The 22,684-nt window shown below is 70.8% G+C and carries 17 protein-coding genes; 11 read left to right on the forward strand and 6 right to left on the reverse strand.

Translation table 11 applies throughout. The features are described 5' to 3' along the window. Window positions 1-232: 232 nt before the first annotated feature. Window positions 233-1,111 carry a DUF2510 domain-containing protein gene (locus tag QRN26_RS00625; RefSeq protein ID WP_285034889.1) on the forward strand — a complete coding sequence of 293 codons (879 nt, stop codon included), beginning with the start codon at window positions 233-235 and terminating at the stop codon, window positions 1,109-1,111. A gap of 93 nt (window positions 1,112-1,204) precedes the next feature. Next, window positions 1,205-1,582, forward strand: a complete 378-nt coding sequence (gene trxA / locus QRN26_RS00630) for a thioredoxin (protein ID WP_056006082.1) — start codon at window positions 1,205-1,207, stop codon at window positions 1,580-1,582. 20 nt (window positions 1,583-1,602) lie between these two features. On the opposite strand, the gene QRN26_RS00635 is transcribed toward trxA, so the two are convergent. From QRN26_RS00635 to QRN26_RS00655, 5 genes are read right to left on the reverse strand one after another with little or no spacing between them, the layout of a single operon-like run. Then, on the reverse strand, window positions 1,603-3,993 hold the full coding sequence (locus QRN26_RS00635; protein WP_056777640.1) for a glycosyl hydrolase family 95 catalytic domain-containing protein: 2,391 nt from the start codon (window positions 3,991-3,993) through the stop codon (window positions 1,603-1,605). Continuing rightward, window positions 3,993-5,291, reverse strand: coding sequence for a glycoside hydrolase family 27 protein (locus QRN26_RS00640; protein WP_235522544.1), 1,299 nt, complete (start codon window positions 5,289-5,291; stop codon window positions 3,993-3,995). Before QRN26_RS00640 ends, QRN26_RS00635 begins: the two co-directional genes overlap by 1 nt. Beyond that, window positions 5,288-6,820, reverse strand: coding sequence for an alpha-N-arabinofuranosidase (locus QRN26_RS00645; protein WP_056006076.1), 1,533 nt, complete (start codon window positions 6,818-6,820; stop codon window positions 5,288-5,290). Before QRN26_RS00645 ends, QRN26_RS00640 begins: the two co-directional genes overlap by 4 nt. 32 nt (window positions 6,821-6,852) lie before the next feature. After that, entirely contained in the window at window positions 6,853-9,063 is a 2,211-nt protein-coding gene (locus tag QRN26_RS00650) for an alpha-galactosidase (RefSeq protein ID WP_285034890.1), read from the reverse strand. A 52-nt stretch (window positions 9,064-9,115) separates the two neighbouring features. Continuing rightward, the gene (locus tag QRN26_RS00655; RefSeq protein ID WP_056006070.1) at window positions 9,116-10,114 is read right to left on the reverse strand and encodes a LacI family DNA-binding transcriptional regulator; all 999 of its coding nucleotides are present in this window, start codon (window positions 10,112-10,114) and stop codon (window positions 9,116-9,118) included. Between the two features lie 258 nt (window positions 10,115-10,372). On the opposite strand from QRN26_RS00655, the gene QRN26_RS00660 reads away from it, so the two are divergent. The 7 genes from QRN26_RS00660 (at window position 10,373) to QRN26_RS00690 (ending at window position 20,054) form a co-directional block, all read left to right on the forward strand. Next, entirely contained in the window at window positions 10,373-11,632 is a 1,260-nt protein-coding gene (locus tag QRN26_RS00660; RefSeq protein ID WP_162235729.1) for an ABC transporter substrate-binding protein, read from the forward strand. Window positions 11,633-11,712: 80 nt separating this feature from the next. Beyond that, window positions 11,713-12,672 (forward strand): carbohydrate ABC transporter permease, encoded by a 960-nt coding sequence (locus tag QRN26_RS00665; RefSeq protein WP_285034891.1) that lies wholly within the window; start codon window positions 11,713-11,715, stop codon window positions 12,670-12,672. Then, window positions 12,672-13,565 carry a carbohydrate ABC transporter permease gene (locus QRN26_RS00670; protein ID WP_056006061.1) on the forward strand — a complete coding sequence of 298 codons (894 nt, stop codon included), beginning with the start codon at window positions 12,672-12,674 and terminating at the stop codon, window positions 13,563-13,565. The genes QRN26_RS00665 and QRN26_RS00670 overlap by 1 nt, the downstream gene beginning before the upstream one ends. Next, entirely contained in the window at window positions 13,562-15,961 is a 2,400-nt protein-coding gene (locus QRN26_RS00675) for a beta-glucosidase family protein (protein ID WP_285034892.1), read from the forward strand. Before QRN26_RS00670 ends, QRN26_RS00675 begins: the two co-directional genes overlap by 4 nt. 3 nt (window positions 15,962-15,964) lie before the next feature. Beyond that, the gene (locus QRN26_RS00680) at window positions 15,965-18,217 is read left to right on the forward strand and encodes a beta-L-arabinofuranosidase domain-containing protein (protein ID WP_285034893.1); all 2,253 of its coding nucleotides are present in this window, start codon (window positions 15,965-15,967) and stop codon (window positions 18,215-18,217) included. A 43-nt stretch (window positions 18,218-18,260) separates the two neighbouring features. Beyond that, window positions 18,261-19,274, forward strand: coding sequence for a LacI family DNA-binding transcriptional regulator (locus tag QRN26_RS00685; protein WP_056006055.1), 1,014 nt, complete (start codon window positions 18,261-18,263; stop codon window positions 19,272-19,274). 66 nt (window positions 19,275-19,340) lie between these two features. Further along, entirely contained in the window at window positions 19,341-20,054 is a 714-nt protein-coding gene (locus tag QRN26_RS00690; protein WP_285034894.1) for a cyclodeaminase/cyclohydrolase family protein, read from the forward strand. A 21-nt stretch (window positions 20,055-20,075) separates the two neighbouring features. On the opposite strand, the gene QRN26_RS00695 is transcribed toward QRN26_RS00690, so the two are convergent. Continuing rightward, on the reverse strand, window positions 20,076-21,083 hold the full coding sequence (locus tag QRN26_RS00695) for a diacylglycerol/lipid kinase family protein (RefSeq protein WP_285034895.1): 1,008 nt from the start codon (window positions 21,081-21,083) through the stop codon (window positions 20,076-20,078). A gap of 78 nt (window positions 21,084-21,161) precedes the next feature. On the opposite strand from QRN26_RS00695, the gene arfB reads away from it, so the two are divergent. Beyond that, complete coding sequence (arfB, locus tag QRN26_RS00700; RefSeq protein ID WP_285034896.1) at window positions 21,162-21,584, forward strand: alternative ribosome rescue aminoacyl-tRNA hydrolase ArfB; 423 nt, start codon at window positions 21,162-21,164, stop codon at window positions 21,582-21,584. A gap of 107 nt (window positions 21,585-21,691) precedes the next feature. Then, on the forward strand, window positions 21,692-22,654 hold the full coding sequence (locus QRN26_RS00705) for an NAD-dependent epimerase/dehydratase family protein (protein ID WP_285034897.1): 963 nt from the start codon (window positions 21,692-21,694) through the stop codon (window positions 22,652-22,654). The last annotated feature ends 30 nt before the right edge of the window (window positions 22,655-22,684 follow it).

The raw sequence follows: 22,684 nt of genomic DNA on the forward strand, positions 1-22,684 counted from the left end.
CAAGCCCTGCCTCGAGGCTCAGTTCGGAGCTGCCGGATCCTCGATCAGGAGGCCGTCGGCGAGCTGCTCGGGCGTCTTGCGCTTGGCCACGGTGGTCCCTTCATCGTGTCGCCGTCAACCTACCCGTCAGGGGTCCGGACGACAACGGCGGCTTGCCCCGTCGGTCCCGACCGGGAACACTGGGGTCGCTGCATGGTCGTCATGAGCGGGATCTTCGGGGGAAGGAGCGGCGATGACTGCTGCACCGGGATGGTACGACGCGGGGACACCGGGCGAACTGCGCTGGTGGGACGGAACGCGGTGGACCGGGCAGGTGGCTGCCGCCGGCCCGACCGCCGGGCCACCGCCGTCGCACCAGGCGCCCGCGCAGCCGGGTTCGCCGAGCGGCACCGCTGCCGGCCCGCAGCCCGGCTGGTATCCGACCGGGCCCGATCAGCTGCGGTGGTGGGACGGCTCGCACTGGACGGGGCTGCGGGTGAAGGACGGCAAGCCGGGCACGGACTGGGCGACCACCGAGCAGCCCACCCTGGCGTGGGTGTTCGCCTCGGTGTTCCTCGTCCTCTCGCTGTCGCCGTTCAGCCTGGGACTCCTGTCCAGTCACCTGTCGTTCAACGGCGTCCCCTTGCTGCTCGTGTCGATCCTCTGGTTCGGCATCGCCGCCAAGACGACCGCGGTGCGCAGGATCCCGCGACCCACGGGTGCGCCCACGGTCATCGACGCGGTCCGGCCCTTGCCCGGCGAGCAGGACGGCCCTGGTGCAGGCTGGTACGACGTGTCGTCGCGGGCGACGAGGTGGTGGACCGGCTCACGGTGGGCCCAGTACGTCGGCACCCAGTACGGCATCCGACCGACGTTCCACGGGGCGCGTGCGTTCCGCACGTATCTCGTCCTGTGCTGGGTGCTCCTCGGGATCGGCGTGCTCGGACTCCTCGTCGGTGTCGTGCTCGTGGTCAACGGCTCCGACGACAGCTACGCCTTCCTCGGTGCGGCCATCGGCATCGCCGTCATCGCTGGCGGGGTGCTGTTCGGCGTGCTCGGTGGTGTCCTCCTCGCCATGTCACGGACGCAACGCCGCCTGCTGCTCCTCCCGGAGCTCCCACCGAGTCGCTGACCAGGTGGCGCCCGAGGGAGGACGAGCGGTCGTCCGCGGGTAGGCTCGTCACTCGGATGCGACGCGTCCGACCACCGACCCGAAGGGCGCACGATGACCACGCAGGAACTGACCATCTCGAACTTCGAGGACACCGTGTCGGCCGAGGGCATCGTCCTCGTCGACTTCTGGGCCGAGTGGTGCGGCCCCTGCAAGGCCTTCGGTCCCGTCTTCGAGCAGTCGAGCGAGCAGCACCAGGACGTCGTGTTCACCAAGGTCGACACGGAGGCGAACCAGGAGCTCGCGAGCGGCATGCAGATCACGTCGATCCCGACGCTCATGGCGTTCCGCGACGGCGTCCTCGTCTTCTCCCAGGCCGGAGCCCTGCCGGCACCCGCGCTCGAGGACCTCATCTCGCAGGTGCGCGGTCTCGACATGTCCGAGGTGCACGCGGCCATCGCCGCGGCGAAGGCCGAAGCCCAGGCCGAGTGAGCTGAGGACCGCCGGGCACGTCAGGGCCGACTCCCGACACCTGGCGCGGCGAACACCAGCTCGTGGACACCGGGCGTCGCCAGCAGGATGCGCCGCCGTCCGCTTGGTGCGCCGTCGACGACGTGAGGCGGGCACGGTCCGTGCGGGCCGGTGACGGTGATCGTCGATCCGTCGTCCGGCAGCTCGACGATCACCTCGGCTGCGGCGAGGCGCAGTCGTGCGCTGGAGATGCGGTGATCATTCCACGCCGCCGCGACGACGTGCCCACCACGGACTCGGAACCCTCTGAAGCTCCCGGCCGACCACTCGGCAGGGACGGTCGGGAGGAGCGACACGACGCCGCCATGCCCCTGGACGAGCAGCTCGACGACACCGGCGGTCCCGCCCAGGTTGCCGTCGATCTGGAACACGGCGTCGAGCTCACCCATGGGGTGGAGGTCGAGCAGCGAGGCCGACGACAGCGGTCCGAGCAGGGCCTTGAGCGCGTGCGACGCGAGCTCCGGCTCCCGGAGTCGCGCGGCCAGGCAGAGCACCCACGCCATGCTCCATCCGGTTCCGCCACCACCGTGCTCGAGTCGCTGTCGCAGCGCACGTCGGGCCGCCGCGAAGTCCTCCGGCGTCCCCGTCTCCGTGATCCGCGTCCCCGGATACAGGCCGTACAGGTGGGAGAGGTGCCGGTGGCCGGGCTCGGTCGTCTCGCGTTCCGCCGCCCACTCCAGGAGCGCGCCGTCGTGACCGATCCGCGGGAGGCGGAGGGCGTCGAAGGCCCCCTGCGATCGACCCACGAGGTCGACGTCCGCGAGGCCGACACCGACCCGCTCCGCGAGAGCGAGGTAGTCGCGGAGGCACTCGTACGCCAGCTCCTGGTCCATCGCCGCCCCGGCGGTCAGCGCAGCCGAAGACCCCACGCCGACGACGAACCGGTTCTCCGGGGAGGTCGACGGACTCACCACGAGCGATCCGTCGGCATCGGTGATGAGCATCCCGAGGACGAAGGCGACCACCGGTTCCAGGAGCTGGAGGACCTTCACCTGTGCGGCGCGATCGGCGCCGTCCTCGAGACGGCGGTGGAGGTGCGCGACGAGCCAGGGGAGTGCGCTCGGCCAGTTCGCCCAGTGGGCGTCGAGCGGCACGGCGTCCGTGTGTCGCCAGAGGTCGCTGTTGTGGTGGGCCGCCGCACCGGCGAGTCCGTAGGCGTCTCGAGCGGTGCGCCGCCCGGCGTCCACCAGCTCGCCGATGAAGCGGGCGAGCGGTTCGGCCAGGCCACCGAGTCCGGTGCTCTCCGCCGGCCAGTAGTTCATCTGGAGGTTGATGTTGGTGGTGAAGTTCGCGCTCCAGGGCGGCCGCACCTGATCGTTCCACACGCCCTGGAGGTTCGTCGGTTCGCCTCCGGCTCGGGAACTGCCGATGAGGAGCGACCGTCCGAGGTCGAAGTACCGCTCCGCAGCGTCGGCCGACGCGGACGCCGATCCCGAGAGATCCAGCTCGACACGGTCGAAGAGCGACCGGTGGTCGGCCATGTGCCTGGCGAGCAGGGCACCGTCGGGTTGACGCAGCGCACGCGCGACCGTCGTCCGCGTCTGCGAGAGCAGCGAGGACGGATCACCGAGCGGCCGTTCCCGCCAGCCGCGGTGTCCTGAACGCGCACCGGCGACGAGGCGGAATCCGCCAGGGATCGGCTGCACCGCGATCGTCAGCGCCCACGCCATGCCCGCATCGACGAGACCGTCCGGGTCCGGCAGATCGGTCGCGTATCGGACGGCGTCGTGGTCGTCACCGCCGAGGTAGGAGGGCCGCACCCCCGAGGGCGCGCGGCCCGTCGACGACCACCACCGGGTGTCGCCGACGGCGTCCTTTGTCGTGGTCGACGGGTGCGGTGTCTCGAAACCGAGCATCGGCTCTCGGACCCCGTCGCCCACCACCTCGACGACGAGCACCCCGTCGGGTGCGGACACGAACGCGGAGAGCGTGGCCGCCCGCCCGCTCCACGTGCTCCTCGTCTCGACCACACCCCGTGCGAGGTCGTGTGCTCGTCGCGAGCGCGCACCGTCGTCGGGCGACGCGTAGTCGACGGTGAGCCGGCCGAGGGGCTGGAAGGACTCGGTGAACGTCGTCCCGCGCAGGGCGGCCGCGCGGGCGTCGGCCGCCAGCGGGTCGTCGTCGGCGATCGCCCGACGCACCGAGGCCAGTGCGCCGCGAGCCGAGCGTGGTCGCGACGCACCGTCCGGCCGTCTCGGACCTCCCGACCACAGCGTGTCGAGGGACAGGTCGATGCCCTCGCGTCCCGGTACGCCGTCGAGCGCCGCGCCGAGGGAGCCGTTCCCGATGAGGAACCGGTCGACGAACCGCGTGGCCGGTTCTTCGAGCTCGACCCGATGCCGTGCGACGGGCGGCTGCGGGTGGTGGTCCATCAGTCGTCGATCCGGAGGAGGGCGGCGCCGTGCGCGGTCAGGGACAGGTCGACGGCGCCACCCGTGACGGGTACCGGCTGCGCGCTCCACAGCTCGGTGACGGACGACCGGTCGGCGCACCCGAGATCGGCCAGGTGCATCCGCACCTCGGCGTCCGCGTCTCCCAGCCAGAAGACCGCGCGCCATCGGGTCTCGCCGAGCTCCGCCGCCCAGACGACGAGGTCGCCGTCGCGGATGATCTCCCGGCTGCCGTCACTGCCGAGCAGTGCGAGCACCTGTGGGTTGCTGAGGAGTGAGAGCGTGTGCGCCGGGGTGTCGGGGAGATGGCCTCCGACGAAGAGCGGGGATCTGGCGATGCACCAGAGCGTCATGAGCGTCTGCTGCTCGGTTGCGGTGAGGCGGCTCAGCCGGTCCGCACCGACGTGGGCGCGGATGCCGATCCGCCCGAGCGGCAGCATGTCCGCGTCGGCCCACGCCCCCGGGCGCTGGTGTGGCGCCCAGCGGGCCAGCCGTTGGAACTGTTCGAGCACCGCGGACCAGTCGTCCCAGAGGTCGTCGGAGATCCGCCACAGCTGAGCGGTCGATCGCAGGGTGTCCAGGTGCTCGGTGGATAGCCGCTTCCCGGGGGACAGACTGAGCACCATCGGCCGACCGCTCGTGTCGATCGCCCGCGAGATGGCCTCGATCTCCGCAGTCTGGATCGGCGGGTACAGCACGTCGTCGAGTTTGACGAAGTCGACGCCCCAGTCGGCGAGCTGCGCCATGACCGAGTCGTAGTAGGCCTGGGCGCCAGGCGCGCTCATGTCGACGCCCACGTTGTCGGGGTTCCACGGGCACACGTTGCTCGGATCGGCGATCTCCGCGCACGTGGCCGTCGAGCCGAGGATCGGCAGGTCGAGCTCGACGGCCCGGCGCGGGACGCCCCGCATGAGGTGCACCCCGAAGCGCAGTCCGAGCGCGTGCACCCGGTCGGCGAGGGCGCGGAACCCGCCGGATGCCGCGGACGGGAACCGGTTCGGTGCCGGTTGTGGTCGGCCCCAGGCGTCGAGCGTCGGGTGGGAGACGCGTTCGTAGTCGTCGACCCCCGGCGTCGCTTCGTACCACTGGATGTCCACGACCACCGTGTCCCAGCCGACAGGGAGCAGGTGCTCGGCGAGGAACGCCGCGTTGGCGAGTACCTCGGCCTCCGTGACGGACCCGCCGAAGCAGTCCCAGCTGTTCCACCCCATCGGCGGCCGGGCGGCCTGCGACCGACGCTCGGCGCGCACGGCGGTGTCCGCGTCGTCCACCCCGCTCACGAGGCGACGACCTGAGCCGTGATGGTGGCGAAGGAGTGCGGCGGCAGCGTCACCCGGATACCGGTGGCGGTGACGTGGAGGTCGGTCAGCGGTCGTGGCGACACGGCGTCGGTCTCACCTGGGCGGTTGTGGGCGTCGGGCCGCTCGGCGGTGAGCAGTCGCCCGTGCGGATCCGTCACCGATCCGCCGCGGAAGTCGATCTCGACGACGAGCGGCGCGTCGAGGTCGACGTTCGTCAGCGAGCAGTGCAGGACGCCGTCCTTGACACTCGCCGAGGCGGAGACGGTCGGGATCCCGGGAGCCGTCGCGTCGGCCACCCGGCTCGGTCCGACCACGTGGGTCGGGAGCGAGGTGGCGTCCTGGTGCCGGCTGTTCATCTCGAAGACGTGGAAGGTCGGCGTGCGGACCATCTCGCCGCCCTCGGGATCGGTCAGGAGCATCGCCTGCAGCACGTTGACCGTCTGGGCGATGTTCGCCATGCGCAGCCGGCCGGCGAACCGGTGGAACACGTCGAAGTGCCAGGCCGCGACCATGGCGTCGCGGATGGTGTTCTGCTGGAACAGGTGCCCGGGATGGGTGCCCGGCTCGACGTCCCACCAGGTGCCCCACTCGTCGAGCACCATCCCGAGCCGTTCCTCCGGGTCGTACACGTCCATGACCGCGGCATGCGACGACAGGAGTCGCTCGACCCCCTGGGCCGCGGCGATCGTGCTCCAGTACTCGGCGGCGGCGAACCCGGTCGCGCCGCCCTTCGCCTTCCAGCTGCCGCCGATCGTGTAGTAGTGCACGGAGACGGCCTCCCAGGGCGTCGCCGAGAACGGGTGGGAGGCGACGTCCTCCACGACCTCCATCAGGGTCTTCGTCCAGGCGACGTCGAAGCCGTCGGCACCGGCCGCGATCCGGTAGAGCGGGACCTTCCCACCGCTCTCGCAGAACGTGCCGAACTGGCGTGCCAGGTCCGCGTAGGCGCCGGCGCGCAGATTGCCGCCGCACCCCCACGGCTCGTTGCCCAGCCCCCAGAACGGCACGTCCCAGGGTTCATCGCGGCCGTTCGCTCGGCGCAACTCGGCCATCGGCGTCTCGCCGGCACCGGTCAGGTACTCGATCCAGTCGGCCATCTCCTGCACCGTGCCCGAACCGAGATTGCCCGAGATGTACGCGTCGGCGCCGAGGAGTTCGCACAGCTCCATGAACTCGTGGGTGCCGAACGCGTTCGTCTCGCTCGTCCCACCCCACTGCGTGTTGATGAGCTTCGGGCGGTCCTCGCGAGGCCCGACACCGCTCGTCCAGTGATACCGGTCCGCGAAGCAACCACCCGGCCAGCGGAGGTTCGGGATGCGCAGTTCGCGGAGCGCCTCCACGACGTCGAGCCGGATGCCGCCGACGTTCGGGACGGGCGAGTCCTCGCCGACCCAGAAGCCGTCGTAGATGCCGCGTCCGAGGTGTTCGGCGAAGTGGCCGTAGACGTGTCGGCTGATAGTGGGGCCCGGGCGGTCGAGGTCGACGGCGATGGTCGCAGTGGAGTCCATGGATGGTCCTGTTCTGTGCAGCGGGTCGTGGGTCAGACGGCGGTCACGAGGATCGTGATCACGCGGTCGGGCTGGAAGGTGGGGAGGTCGAGGCCGACTCCGGAGAGCTGGCCACCGCTCAGCACGGGTGCCGCCTCGAGCGCGGCCGGGTCGGCGTCGAGCGGCGGCGCTTCCCGGAGCCAGGCTGGGATCACCCAGCGGGGGCCGAGGGAGTCGTCCTGGGCGACGGCGAGGCGGTAGTGGCCGTCCGGGCGGAGCCCGGGGAGGCGGACCCGACGCCGGGAGTCGGCCGACCGTGGGGGAGTCACGAGGGTGTACAGCGCGGTACCACCGTCCTCGGCGACCACGCCGCGCAGCGTCGGGGCGTCGTCGTCCCACTCGCCGTCGCCGACGACGCGTCCCGAGGCGATGAGGGCCCGGTGACGCTTGAACACGCTGATCCACCGGGCGACGACCGCGCGTTCGTCCTCGTCGAGCTCCCGCAGGTCCCACTCCACGCCGACATGCCCGAGCAGCGCGATCGCGCTCCGCGTGTGGAGCGTGTGCGTGCGTCCGGTCGTGGCCGATCGTGCCGAGGCCACGTGGGATCCGAGCATCTCGGGTGGCACGAGGAGTCCTGTCCACCGGAGCATCCGTGCGCGCTCGACGGGGTCGTGGTTGTCGGAGGTGTGGACGCGATCGGTCCGTTCGAGGATGCCGAGGTCGATGCGACCGCCACCCGATGCGCAGCTCTCGATCTCGAGCTGCGGGTGCCTCGCCCGGAGCTCGTCGAGCAGCCGGTAGAGGGCTTCGGTCTGGTCGTGCACGGCCGCCCGGCCGGACGACGGATGGCCGGCGTCGACGAGGTCGCGGTTGTGGTCCCACTTGAGGTACGCGATCCCCAGGTCGGTCACCAGCGTGTCGATGGATCGGAGGATGTACGCGAAGGCTGCCGGATTGTCGAGGTCGAGCACCTGCTGGTGCCTGACGGGCGGCGGGAGCTCGTCCCGCGCGCGGAGGATCCAGTCCGGGTGCTCCCGGGCGAGGTCGGAGTCCTCGTTGATCATCTCCGGTTCGAACCACAGCCCGAACTCCATGCCGAGCGACCGGACCCGGTCGGCGAGTGGGGCGAGACCGTCCGGCCAGCGTTCGGGGTCCGGGGTCCAGTCGCCGAGGCCACGGGTGTCGTCGTGGCGTCCACGGAACCACCCGTCGTCGAGGACGAAACGTTCGACCCCGAGATCCGCGGCACGGGTCGCCAGCTCGGCCAGCACGTCGAGGTCGTGATCGAACAGGACCGCCTCCCAGACGTTCAGGGTGACCGGTCGCGGACGACGAGCCGCCCGCGAGGCGGAACGCAACCACCGGTGATACCGCGACGACGCGTCGTCGAGGCCCACGCCGTAGGCGCCGTACAACCACGGCGTCCGGTGGTCGTCACCCGGGCCGAGTCGGATCTCGCCGGGCAGGAGCAGCTCTCCACCACGGAACGCGAGGTGTCCGTCGGTGCGTTCGACACCGATGGTGTGATTCCCGCTCCACCCCACGTGGCACAGCCACACCTCGCCCTGCCGGCTGTCGAACCCCGGCGTTCCGATCGCGGTCACCCCGGTGGCGTCGAGACCGGGGCGACCGTGCCGCGATTCGCGGAGGTGGGTGCCCGTCACGACGGGGTGACGCTGCGGAAGCTTCTCGGTGCCCCACCGCCCGGCGAAATCGAGGATCTCGCGCGCCGACGTCGGGATCGCCAGAGCGGGGGCGACGCCCTCGATCTCGAGGAGGTCGTCGCCGCGGTTCCCGACGGTCGCGCGGGTCCGCAGCAGACCGCTCGACGTCAGCTCGACCTCCAGGAGCATCACGGTGCCGGTCTGTCCGTCGACCGCCGACACCGCGATCAGCGCGGCGCCGCACTGCAGCACCTCGCCGGCCCGCAGGGCTCGACCGTCGACCTCGACCGAGGTGACGTCGAAGCGCGACGACCAGGCGGTTCCGGCCCGATGCGCCCGGAGGCCGGGGAGACCCGACCAGCCCAGCGCGTGTTCGGGCAGGAGGCTCGGCTCGTACGGTGCGTCCGAGCCGTCGACGAGGTCGCCGCGCACGGTGGCTGCAGCAGCCGCCAGCCACTCGGCGTCGGTGCCCTGGACGGCGGCTCCCCAGTGCGCGATCGCCGGGAGACGGGTCCCGCGTTGGGTGAGGACGACGGAGACGCCGTCGCACTGCAGATGGATGACGCGGAGGTCGGGCGTCGCTGGGAGATCGGACATGGTTCCTCCGAACCGGTCGATGAGGTGGTCTGAGTGGCCGGTGGGCCGATGGTCAGGCGGAGTCGCGGACGACGAGCGTCGTGTCGAGCCAGCGCGGAGCGACCGTCCGGCCGGCGATGAGCTCCATGACGAGTTCCGCGGCGACCCGTCCCATCTGCTCCAACGGTTGGCGGACCGAGGTGAGCGGCGGTTCCGCCGTGGCTGCGACGACCGTGTCGTCGAAGCCGACGAGCGCGATGTCGTCCGGGACGCTTCGGCCGCTGGCCTCGAGGACGCGCATCGCCCCGACCGCCATGAGGTCCGAGCCCGCGAAGACGGCGTCGAGGTCCGGGTATCGGGAGAGCAGCCGCGCCATGGCCGACGACCCGCTGGGCATGGTGAAGTCGCCTCGGGCGATCGCCCGGGTGTCGAGGCCGCGCTCGGTGAGGACGTCCCGCCAGCCTCGGACGCGGTCGCTGGAGGCGGCCATGTCGGCGGGGCCCGAGATGACGCCGATCCGCGTGCGGCCGAGGGCGATCAGGTGTTCGGCCGCGAGACGGCCGCCCGCGTAGTTGTCGGAGTCGACGAAGGTGACGTCCTCCGTGTGCTCGCCCATCGGGCGGCCGACGAAGACGATCGGGAGGTCCACCGGCGCGAGCGCCTGGGTGATCGTGCTGATCTCGTGCTGCAGGATCACCACCGCCCCGTCCACGTAGTGCGCCGCCAGGTAGGCGACGAGTGCGTCGAGTTGGTGTGGATCCGCGAGGAACAGGGCGGGCTGCTGGGCCGCCGAGAGAAGGGCGGCGGTCGCGCCCTTGAGCGGTGCCGCGACGAACGAGCCGGAGAACGGTTCGAGTTCGCCGGCCGCGAGGACGATCGCGACGGCGCCCGTCCTGCCGCCGGCCAGCGACCGGGCTGCGACGTTCGTCCGGTAGGCGAGTTTCACGGCCGCCTCCCGGACGGCGACGACCATCGACGCGTCGACCGTCGAGGCTCCGGCGAGGACCCGCGAGGCGGTCGCTCGGGAGACGCCGGCCTCTCGGGCGACGTCGACCAGGGTCGGTTTGCGCATCCTCGCTCCTTTGCGATCGTCCACCTGCCGGTGGTCTGGTGACGAGCATCGCAGAGTCCGAGAGAGCGGTCTCCGAGTTGCGCAATATTGACCTGGTGCCCCGGAACCGCGCTGCCTATGGTGATCACCACGCCCGAACGGTCCGGATGCTTCCCGATCCAGTCGACATCGGCGCGAGCCGGAGATCGCTCTCCGGCCGGTGACCGCAACGTAGCGCGACACCGCGGAACACGATCCCGCATAGGAGGGGGATTTCCAGTGAAATTCCGTCTTGCAGCAGCAGCAACCGTCGCCGTCATGGTCGGCGCCCTGGTCACCGGTTGTTCCGGGTCCGGCGGCGGCGATGACAAGACCTTCCAGTTCTGGTCCTTCACGGGCATCAACCAGAAGGCCGATGTCGCGAAGTACAAAGAAGCCCACCCCGACATCACCGTCAAGCTCACCGAGGTCGGCAGCACGCAGGAGACCGCTCAGGCGCTCACCGCTGCGCTGGCCGGTGGCAAGGTCCCCGACCTGGTGCTCATCCAGGGCGACGACCTGCCGAACTTCGTCGCGAACCCCGACAACTTCGTCGACCTGAGCACGATGGGCGCCGACGACATCTCCAAGGACTACCTGCCATGGGTCTGGGACCAGGCGGTCGCGCAGAACGACGCCGTCGTCGGGGTGCCGACCGACGTGGGCGGGATGTCGATGGCGTACCGCGCGGACCTCTTCGAGGCCGCCGGCCTGCCATCGGACCCGGACGAGGTCGCGGCGCTGTGGCCCACCTGGGACGACTTCATCTCTGTCGGGGAGCAGTACGTCGCCGCCACCGGGAAGCCGTTCCTCGACAACGCCGGCACCTCGGTCTTCTTCCAGACCGTGAACCAGGTCGACGAGAAGTACTACACGCCGGAGGGTGAGCTCGTGTACGACACGAATCCGCAGGTTCGGGAGGCGTTCGACATCTCGATCAAGGCGATCGAGGCGGGCATCACCGCGAACGTCCCCGCCTTCTCCACCGGCTGGAGCACGGGCAAGACCAACGGCGCCTTCGCCGCGATGGCGGCTCCCTCCTGGATGCTGAAGAGCATCAAGACGGACGCGCCGGACACCTCGGGCCAGTGGCGTGTGACGACGGTGCCGAAGGTCGCCGGCAACTGGGGTGGCAGCTACCTCGCCATCCCGAAGCGCGCGGCGAACCCGGAGGCCGCGTGGGCGTACATCAAGGAGATGCAGTCGCCCGAGTCGCAGCTGAAGAACTTCACCGACACCGGTGCCCTGCCCAGCACGGTCTCAGCGTACGAGTCGACGGCGATCGCCGACTACACCGACCCGTTCTTCGGCGACTCGAAGATCGGTGACGTGCTCGGCAAGTCCCTGCAGGAGTTCAAGCCGTTCTTCAACGGTCCGGAGACCGCGACGATCGGCTCGGCGATGATCAACACCGTCACCGACGTCGAGGCGGGCAACACCCCACCGGACAAGGCGTGGGACGCCGCGATGAAGGCCGTGAAGGACGCCCTCGGCGGCTGACCCCACTTCCGTCCACACCTCCGCTCCGACCCGGGGCGTTCCGGCCGAGCAGCACGCCGGAACGCCCCCGAAGGATCATCGTGACTACTTTCATCGCCCCACCCCGGTTGCTGCCGAAGCAGTCGCCGCCCGGTATCGGGACGCGGATCCGCAACACCCTGCCGGAACGCTTCGCCCCGTACCTCTACATCGCCCCGTTCTTCCTGATCTTCGCCGTCTTCGGCCTGATCCCGCTCGTGTTCACCTTCGTGGTCTCCCTGTTCGACTGGAACCCGATCGGGCAACAGACGTTCATCGGCTTCGACAACTTCACGAGACTCGCCGCCGACCCCCGGTTCTGGAACGCGATGCTCAACACCTTCGCGATCTTCATCATCTCGACGGTGCCGCAGCTGATCATCGCGCTCGGGCTCGCACACCTCCTCAACCACGTGCGTCTGCGCTTCGCGACCGGCTTCCGGATGGCCATGCTCGTGCCGTACATCACCTCGGTCGCGGCGACCACGATCGTGTTCGCCCAGTTGTTCGACCGCGACTACGGCCTGTTCAACTACCTGATCGGCTTCTTCGGGGGCGACCACGTCGACTTCCTGAACGACAAGGTCGGCTCCTGGTTCCTCGTCGCCCTGATGGTCGTCTGGCGATGGACGGGGTACACGACCCTGTTGTACCTGGCGGCCCTGCAGGCGATCCCGCGGGACGTGTACGAAGCCGCCGCGGTCGACGGTGCGGGTGGCTGGAAGCAGTTCGTCTACATCACCATCCCGTCGCTCCGACCGATCATCGTGTTCACGATCGTCACCTCGACGATCGGTGGGCTCCAGGTGTTCACGGAACCGTTGCTGGTCAACCCGGCCACCGGTCTCACCTGTGGTGCGGCCCGACAGTGTCAGACCCTCACGCTGTTCCTGTACGAGCAGGGCTTCGGCCAGTTCGAGTTCGGGTACGGGTCGGCGATCGGTGTCGCCCTGTTCGTGATCGTCGTGCTCGTCGCCCTCCTGAACTTCTTCCTGTCCACCCGAACCCGAGGAGGACGCTGATGTCCGAGACGCTCAACTCCACCCAGCTGCTGGCGAGCGCGACCTCCGCCGGCCGGAAGCGGAACAGTGGCCGGGTCGGCCGCATCCCGTGGTACACCTACGTGCTGCTCGTGTGTGCCGTCATCGTGAGCATGTTCCCGCTGTACTTCATGTTCGTGGTCGCCACCACGGATTCGGCGACGGCGACGACCCTGCCGCCACGGCTGTACCCGGGCGACAACCTGTTCCACCTCGTCGGGCTGGTCCTCGAGACGGTGCCGTTCGTCCAGTCGATGATCAACAGCCTCATCGTCGCGCTGTCGATCGGTGTCGGTTCGGCGCTGCTGTGCGCGCTGGCCGGTTTCGCTTTCGCGAAACTGGAGTTCCGCGGCCGGAACGCCCTGTTCATCCTCGTGGTCCTCACGATGACGGTGCCCACGCAGCTCAGCGTGATCCCGCAGTACCTCATCATCAGCGCCCTCGACTGGGTGGACACCCTGCAGGCGCTCATCGTCCCCGGGCTCGCGAGTGCGTTCGGCATCTTCTGGATGCGGCAGCACATCTCGAGCTCCGTCAGCGACGAACTGCTGCAGGCGGCGAAACTCGACGGTGCCAACACCTGGCAGATCTTCTGGCGGATCGTCTTCCCGGTCATCCGTCCCGCGGCGTTCGTCCTGGGATTGCTCGGCTTCGTCGGGTCCTGGAACGACTTCCTCTGGCCGTTCATCGTCCTGAAGTCGCCCGAGATGTACACCGTCCAGATCGCGATCAAGGCGCTGCAGTCGCAGCGGTCGATCGACCTCGGTCTCGCGATGGCCGGCTCGTTCCTCGCCACCATCCCGCTGCTCATCGCCTTCATCTTCGTCGGCAAGCGCATGGTGACGGGGATCATGGACGGAGCGTTCAAGGGATGACCCTGCAACACGAAGGCCCCCGGTCGGCCACGCGGCCGGTCGAGCGGGGTCGCTGGAACGTCCGCAGTCTGTCGCCGGTGGAGCGGGCGCAGGCGCTCCTGGAAGCGATGACGCTCGAGGAGAAGGTGGCGCAACTCGGTTCGGTGTGGTTCACCGACTCCGGCGGCGACTTCGCCCCGAGTGTCGAAGCGACCGATTCCACCGCAGCCGCGGAGACGGTGTCGTCTCCCACGGACACCGGCTTCGACGGCGGACTCGGACAGCTCACCCGGATCTTCGGGACTGAGCCGGTGACGGTGCCGGACGGGGTGCGCCGACTCAGCGAGCTGCAGCAGCAGGTCGTCGACGGCAACCGCTTCGGCATCCCCGCGATCGCGCACGAGGAGTGCCTGACGGGCTTCGCCGCGTACGGCGCGACCGCGTTCCCGACGCCGCTCGCCTGGGCCGCCTCCTTCGACGAGGACCTCGTCGAACGCCTGGCCGAGTCCATCGGCGCCGACCTGCGCGCCGTCGGGGTGCACCAGGGACTCGCACCCGTCCTCGACGTCGTCCGGGACTACCGCTGGGGCCGGGTCGAGGAGACCCTGGGGGAGGACCCGTACCTCGTCGGCCAGCTCGGCGCCGCCTATGTCCGGGGCCTCGAGCGTACGGGCGTCGTCGCGACGCTCAAGCACTTCGCGGGCTACGCCGCCTCGCGCGGGGCGAAGAACCACGGCCCGGTGAGCATCGGCCGGCGTGAGCTCGCCGACGTCGTGCTGCCGCCGTTCGAGACCGCCATCCGGCTCGGCGGCGCCCGGAGCGTCATGAACGCGTACACCGACCTCGACGGCGTCCCTGCTGGGGCGAGCGTGGAGCTGCTCACGGGCGTCCTGCGCGACGAGTGGGGCTTCGACGGCACCGTCGTCGCCGATTACTGGGCGATCCCGTTCCTCGCGACGATGCACCGGATCGCCGACGGTGCGGCGGAAGCCGGAGCCCTCGCCCTCACCGCGGGGATCGACGTCGAGCTCCCGGAGACCGTGGGGTTCGGCGCCGCTCTGGTCGGCTCGGTCCGGGACGGGACCGTCAGCGAAGCGCTCGTCGATCGGGCCGTCCTCCGGCATCTGCGGCAGAAGGTCGAGCTCGGCCTGCTCGACGGGGGCCCGCTGGTGCCGGAGGACGCCGCGGCGACCGATCTCGACGGTCCGCGGAACCGCGCCATCGCGACCCGGCTCGCCGAGGAGTCGATCGTGCTCCTCCGGAACAGCGGCGTGCTTCCGCTGGACGCGCGGTCGCGCATCGCTGTGATCGGCCCGGCCGCCGACCAGTTCCGCAGTCTCGTCGGGTGTTACGCCTTCCCGAACCACGTCCTGTCGAAGCACCCGGGCCACGATCTCGGGATCGCGATCCCGACCCTGCTGGACGCGGTGCGCACGGAGTTCCCGGGCGCCGACCTCGTGTCGGAGGAGGGCTGTGGCATCACCACCACCGACCGTTCCGGCATCCCGGCGGCCGTGAGGGCGGCGACGGAGGCCGACGTCGTGGTGCTCGCCGTGGGTGACATCGCCGGTCTCTTCGGCGACGGCACCTCTGGTGAGGGGTGCGACGCCGAGGACCTCCGGCTCCCGGGTGGACAGCACGAGCTCGTGCTCGCCGTCCTCGCGACGGGCACACCGGTGGTTCTCGTCGTGTTGTCCGGACGCCCGTACGCGCTGGGCGAGTACGGAGCCGCCGAGGCGGTCGTCCAGGCGTTCTTCCCCGGCCAGGAGGGTGCCGCAGCCGTCGCGGGTGTGCTCTCCGGACGCGTCGCGCCGAGCGGACGGCTCCCGGTCCAGATCCCGCGGTCGCCCGCCATGTCGGGCACCTCGCTGCAACCACCGCTCGGTCTCGCGTCGCGGGGGATCAGCGTGCTCGACCCCACACCGCTCTATCCGTTCGGTCATGGCCTGACCGGCGGCGACGTCCGCTACCGCTCACTCGAGGCGGCGCCCGAACTCGCCGTGGACGGAGAGCTCCTGGTGGAGGTGACGGTCGAGAACGTCGGTGACGCGGACGCCGTCGAGGTCGTCCAGCTCTACGGCTCGGACCTCGTCGCCTCGGTCGTCCGGCCCGCCGTCGAGCTGATCGCCTTCGCGCGCATCGACCTCGCGGCGGGGACGACAGCGACGGTCCGGTTCGCCGTGTCCGCCGATCGGCTCTCGTTCACCGGGGTCGACGGTCGGCGGGTCGTCGAGCCGGGCAGGTCCGTGCTGTCAGCCGGTCCGTCGGCCGGCGAACGGCCCGTCACCCGGACGATCGAGGTGACCGGTACGCGGCGCGTCCTCACCGGCCGACGCAGCCTCAGGGTGGACTGGCACCGACTCGGTCCAGACGATCGCGGCTTCGACCTCGCGGTCGACCCGACGGGAGGTCGGTGAGCCATGCCGTACATCCCCGTCTCCCAGGTGACGCTCACCGGGGGCCCGCTTCTGCAGGCGCAGGAGGCCGACCGCGCCTATCTCCACGCCCTCGAACCGGACCGGCTCCTCGCTCCGTTCCTCCGCGAGGCCGGACTGCCGACGCGCGCCCCGTCCTACGACGATTGGGAGCGGCGCGGGCTCGACGGCCACACCGCGGGTCACTACCTCTCGGCCTGCTCCCTCATTGTGGCGTCGACCGGCGACGAGGTCCTGGCGTCGCGGCTCGCGTACACCGTCGCCGAGCTCTCGCGTGCGCAGGCCCACCTCGGCACCGGATACGTCGGCGGCATCCCGAGGAGCGCCGAACTCTGGGAGGAGGTGGCGGAGGGCATCACGGCGTCGACCTTCGGTGGCGACCGCTGGGTGCCCTGGTACAACCTGCACAAGCTGTACGCGGGCCTCATCGACGCCGCGCGCCTGACCGGGAACGAGGCGGCCCGTGACGTCGTCGTCCGCCTGGCGGACTGGTGGGAGGCACTGGCGTCCGGCATCGACGAGGAGCACTTCCAGCTGATGCTCGAGACCGAGATCGGTGGGATGAACGAGGCCTACGTCGACCTGTTCGACCTGACGGGAGACCCGCGCCACCTCGCCATGGCCGCACGCTTCACCGGAACCGCCCTCAGCGGGCCCTTGTCGCGCTCCTCCGACGAACTGACCGGGTTGCACGCGAACACCCGGATCCCGCAGTTCGTCGGCTTCGCCGCGCTGGTCGCTCGCAACGGCGATCCCGCGCTCGGGCGGGCCGCCCGGTTCGCCTGGCAGACCATCGTGACGCGCCGGTCGGTGGCGATCGGCGGCAACAGCGTGCGTGAGCACTTCCACGCGGTCGACGACTTCACGCCGATGACGGAGGACCGTGAAGGCCCCGAGACGTGCAACAGCTACAACCTGATCAAGCTCGCGAGACGGCTCTCCGCGGACGCGGCCGATCCGGACGTCACCGACATGATCGAGCGGATCCTCTTCAACCACCTCCTGTCCGCGCAGCATCCGGGACACGGCGGTCTCGTCTACTTCACGTCGATGCGGCCGGATCACTACCGCGTGTACTCGGCGCCGCAGCACAGCTTCTGGTGCTGCGTCGGGACGGGGCTCGAGAGCCACGCGAAACACGGCGAGTCCCTCTACCGGTTGGACGGCGAGGCGGTGTCGGTGGAGCTCTTCGCGTCGTCGACCGCCCGCATCCCGGAGCTCGGTCTCACGCTCGAACAGGAGACCGCGTTCCCGGTGGACGGCCAGGTGGCGCTGACGTTCCGGCTCGGGCAGGGCAGGCGGTTCCCGGTGCGCATCCGCGTGCCGGGGTGGACCGCCTCGGTGCCGCTCGTACGGGTGAACGGCACCGGCGTCCAGGCGACGGTCGACGGCGGGCACCTCGTCCTGGACCGCGGGTGGGAGGACGGAGACGTCGTCTCGTTCGAGCTCGGGATGACCGGACGGTCGGAGCCGTTCCCGGACGGGTCCGACTGGACGGCGTTGCTCTGGGGTCCGTCCGTGCTCGCCGCACGCGGGGTGGCGCTCGACGCCGAGACGGTCGTCGCCGACCGACCGCGCGCCGCGCACACGGCGGTCGGCCAGCTCACCCCGCTCGCCACGGCACCGATCGTCCCGCGCTCGTCCGTGCCCCGGCGGGATGCTGACGGCGCGTTCTGGGTCGACTCGGATCGGGGCCCGATCCGGCTGGAGCCCTTCGCCGGGCTCCACGACGCGCGGTACACCGTGAGCTTCCCCGTCGCCTCCGGCACGGACCAGCGGTCCGTCGACGAACGCCGTGCGCGTCTGGCCGATCGGGACCGGATCGCCGCGACGCTCGACGGACGCACGGTCGACCGCGTCGCGCTGGGCGAGCAGCAACCGGAGGCCGATCACGGGTTCCGAGGCGCGTCGACCCGGTCAGGAGCGGCCGGCGGGGTCCGGTGGCGCAGCACCTCGGACCGGATGTCGGTCACCCTCGTGGACCCGCACCTGCTGGCGCGCGTCGTCCGGGTCTCGTGGCTGCACGACGACGACAGCCGGGGGTTCGCGATCGAGATCGACGGCCTGGTCGCTGAGGAACAGCTCGGCGGACGTGACGGCGAGTTGGACTGGGTCGAGGTCCCGTTGCCGCCGACGGCCGCCGGCTGGGGCGTCAGACGGTTCACGATCCTCGCCCCGTCGGGGCAGGAGACCCCGAGAGTCACCGAACTCAGGGTGCTGACGGCGAGCGACGCCTGAGCGGCTGCGGGCACGACGACCGCACGTGCGAGACGATGGGGACATGACGACGACGCCCGACCACGAGGACGATCGGGGCGTGACCCTCGCGGACGTCGCTGCGAGGTCCGGCTTCTCGGTGTCCCTCGTCTCGCGCGTGCTGTCCGGCAAGCGCCACGCGGCTCCCGAAACCCGGGACCGGATTCTGGCGGTCGCGCTCGAACTCGGGTACGACCGATCAGCACAGCGGCGCGGCCGGCCACGGTCCGTTCCTCGGCTCCTCGACCTGGCGATGAGCCAGTGGGACGATCCCTGGGCGAACACGGTCGTCACCAGCGTCCGGCGGGCGGCGGCCGCTGCGGACTACGACCTCGTGCTCACGCCGGAGAGCGACTCGATGGTCGACGACTGGCCCAACCGCGCCCGGGCACGCGGCTCGGCCGGCGTCGTCGTGTGCCTGATCCGCCCCAATGTCTCGCAACTCGACATCCTCGCTTCGGCGAACATCCCCGTGGTACTGCTCGATCCGCGTGCCGAGCCCGCGCGGAGCCTGCCGAGCGTCGGATCGACGGACTGGCAGGGCGGCTTCGACGCGGGTCGGCACCTCGCCCGTCGCGGGACCCGGCGGTTCCTGATCATCACCGGGAGACCGAAGTACCGGTTCGGACGCGCACGCGAGGCGGGGTTCCGCACCGCGGTCGAGCGGTTCGCCGAGGGTGCGACGGTCGAGGAGGTCTCGTCGCCGTGGTCCTCCGAGAGCGCGTTCGTCTCCGTCCGTCGGTTGCTGCGGCAGGGCGGGCTGCCGATCGGTGTCTTCAGCTGCAACGACGAGATGGCGTACGGCGTCTATCGGGCGGTCGAGGAACTGCAGTTGCGCATCCCCGACGACGTCCGGGTGGTCGGGTTCGACGATCTCCCGCAGTCCCGGCTCATGCCCCCGCCGATGACGACGGTCCGGCAACCCATGCGGGCCATGGCGGCCCGAGCCGTGCAGCTCGTGCTCGATGCGGAACCAGGCGCCGACCCGGGGGACCGTGCCGAGTTCCCGACGGAACTGATCGTCCGCGCCTCCAGCTGAGCCGGGCCGCCACGCGCCGCCGCAAGCCCTGCCGCCGGGCGCTCGGCCGCGGCGAGAATGGTCTCCATGACGGGATCACCGAAGCAGGACGAGGTGTCGACGGAGCGCTCCAGCGTCTCCGAGTGGATGCGGGCGTTGGGGCGGGCGACGGGGAACCCCGGCGGTGGTGCCGCGTCCGGGCTCATGCTGTCGATCGCCGCCGGCCTCACCGCGATGGTCGCGGGGTACACGGAGCCGGAGCATGCGTCGGCGCGCCGAACCGAGCGGAGCGGAGGTACCTCAGGATCCGGCGACGATCCGGAGGCGACGATCACCGCCCTGCGAGCCAGGGCCGAGGTACGTTCAGCACTCGCCCTCCGTCTGGCCGATGCCGACGCGGAAGCCTCTCACGCGTTCGGCAGCGCCTTCCGGCGGCCACGGGGTCCGGAGCGTGACGAGGCGATCCGGGCGGCGTCGATCGAGGCGGCCGCCGCATCGGCGCGGCTCGGGGAGCACGCTGTCGAGGCCGTCGACGATCTCGCCTGGTTGGCCGAGCACGGCAATCCGGCGTTGATCGCCGACGTCGCGGTCGCGATCGGCGCCCTCCGTGCCGCGATCACCGGCGCGCGCACGAACGTCAGTTTCGACCTCGGTTCGGTGCGCAGCGCCCACGAGTCGCTCGAGGAGGTCCGCCGGGCGGAGCCGGCACTGTTCGACCTCGTGCCGGTGTTCGACCGCGCCCTCGAGAGGATCGACCGGCTCGCAGCCTCCATCGACGCAGACGCGGCTCCCACGGAGTGACCCGCTGCGCCAGGTCGAGGCTCAGTCCGCGAGCGGACGCGGACGAGCGCCTTCCGGCACGCGGACGATCAGCGCGTGGTGGAGGTTGGTCAGCGCGACCGAGGTCACGGCGCCGTGGGAGTCCCCGTCGAGTTGGATCTCCTGGGGCTCGTCCAATCGGACCCGCATCGACGTCGCCTGGGCGTAGCTGATGGCGCGGACCTTCGGCGAGAACCGCCCGACGAGCCGACCGAACCTCGTCCGGTGGAGCATCCGGTTGAAGGTCAGGCGATAGCCGATGTTCGTCCACCCGGGGCCGCGCTCCGGCCGGAGCATGACGGCGTCGAGGAGGCCGTCGTCGACGACCGCCTCCGGGAGCAGCAGGACGCCTCCGGTGAGTGTCCCGGAGTTGCCGACGATGATCGTGTGCGCCCGGGCGGTCGTCTCCGGGAGCTCGTCCAGGCGGTAGTGCAGGTCGAACTGCCGGTTGCCGAAGATGCTCCGCGCGATGGGGTCCGAGTAGGCCAGCCACCCGATCCGTCGTTTCAGCCAGGCGTTGGTGTGGCCGGCCATGTGCGCGTCGAGTCCGATGCCGGCCATCACGAGGAAGACCTCCTCGCCGTGCGTGCCGTCCGAACGGCCGAGACGCACCCTGCCGACGTCGACGGGCTGATCGTGACCCGACCAGGCGATCTCGACCGACCGACGCAGGTCGTTGAGCGGCAGGCCGAGCGCTCGGGCGAAGAGGTTGCCGGTCCCCGCCGGCACGAGCGCGAGGGGGATGCCGGTGGAGGCGACGGCCCCGGCGGCGACCCGGAGCGTGCCGTCTCCGCCGGCCACGAGGATGACGGACGGCGTGGTCGCGATGGCGGCCTCGGCCGCGGCGCGGCCGTCGTCGTCGGCGCTCGTCTCGTGCCAGGTCGAGGGGGACAGTCCGTGGAGCGCCTCGGCGTCCGCGACGGCGGCGCGGAGTGCGGCGACATCCACCTTGGAGGGATTGACGACGACGGCGGCCCGTCGGGGGCCGGGTCCGGCTGGTGCATCGTTCACAGCCACAAGGATAGGAGGCCCACGCTCGGAAGCAGCCGTGGACGCCGGGGTGCCGTCGGCCCGTGAGACGCTTGCACCATGGACCTCGAGGTGTCGCCGCAGTTGACGATCCCCGCCGCCGAACTCCGGTGGCGGTTCTCGCGGTCTTCGGGTCCCGGAGGGCAGCACGTCAACACCTCGGACAGTCGCGTCCAGTTGTCCTGGAGTGTGGCCGAGTCCGTCGTGCTCTCCGAAGCGCAGCGTGAGCGGCTCCTCACCCAGCTCGGTGCCCGGCTCGTCGCCGGCACCATCACGGTGACCGTGTCGCAGGAACGGTCACAGCTGCGCAACCGTGAGCTCGCCTTGGACGCGCTGGCCGGACGCCTGCGTGCAGCGCTCGCGCCAACCGCCGCGCCTCGTCGGCCCACCCGACCGACCCGTGGATCGGCTCGACGCCACACCGCGGCGAAGCAACGGCGTTCGGCCACCAAGCAGCAACGGCGACGCCCCGCCGACGACTGACGGTCGTCGCCGTCCACGGCAAGGGCCTGCATCACCCGCGCGACTCGACTAGCCTGCCGTGCAGGCGCAGCCCCGAGGATGTCGGCGTGCGCGAACGGAGGATCATCATGCGAATCGTCGTCATCGGGGGTACGGGCCACATCGGGTCGTTCCTCGTCCCGAGACTCGTCCGGGCCGGCCATGAGGTCGTCAGCGTCAGCCGTGGGACGCGCGCGCCCTACGCCGAGGCCACGGAATGGGAGCACGTCGAGCGACTCGTCGTCGACCGCGAGGCCGAAGACGAGGCGGGGACGTTCCCGGCACGGATCGCCGCGCTCGGCTGTGACGTCGTGATCGACCTGGTCTGCTTCACCCTGCCGTCCGCCAAGGCGCTCGTCGAGGGCCTCCGCGGCCACGTCGGACACCTGTTGCACTGCGGGTCGATCTGGCGCTACGGTCCGAGCGCCGTGGTGCCCATCGTCGAGGGCTGTGGGACGCCGCCGTTCGGGGAGTACGGCGTCGAGAAGGACCGCATCGCCCGGATGCTCCAGACGGAGACCGCGAACGGCGGCCTGGTGACGACGTCGCTCCATCCCGGGCACATCGTCGGACCCGGCTGGGCCCCGGTGAACCCCCTGGGCAACTTCGACCCCGACGTCTGGCGGATCCTCGCGGACGGGGAGCCGCTGCGGGTTCCCGGGCTCGGCGCCGAGATGCTGCACCACGTGCACGCCGACGACGTCGCCCAGGCGTTCGAGCTCGCCGTGGCGCATCGGGACCGCGTCGCCGGCGAGGACTTCAACGTCACCTCGGCCTCGGCGATCACGGTGCGGGGGTTCGCCGAGGCGGCGGCCTCCTGGTTCGGGCGCTCGGCCGATCTCACCCCGGTCACCTGGGAGGAGTTCCGTTCGACCACGAGTGAGGAACATGCGGACACCTCGTGGGAGCACCTGGTGCGCAGTCACTGCGTCTCGATCGAGAAGGCACGCTCCTTGCTCGGGTACGCACCGGGGCACACCTCGACGGACGCGGTCAGGGACGCGCTCCGCTGGCTCGTCGCCAACGACGAGCTCGACGTCCCGAGCCCGTGAACCAGCAGATCGCCACGACATCGACCGTCG

The organism is Plantibacter sp. ME-Dv--P-095 (genome assembly GCF_030209365.1).
Classification (GTDB): Bacteria; Actinomycetota; Actinomycetes; order Actinomycetales; family Microbacteriaceae; genus Plantibacter.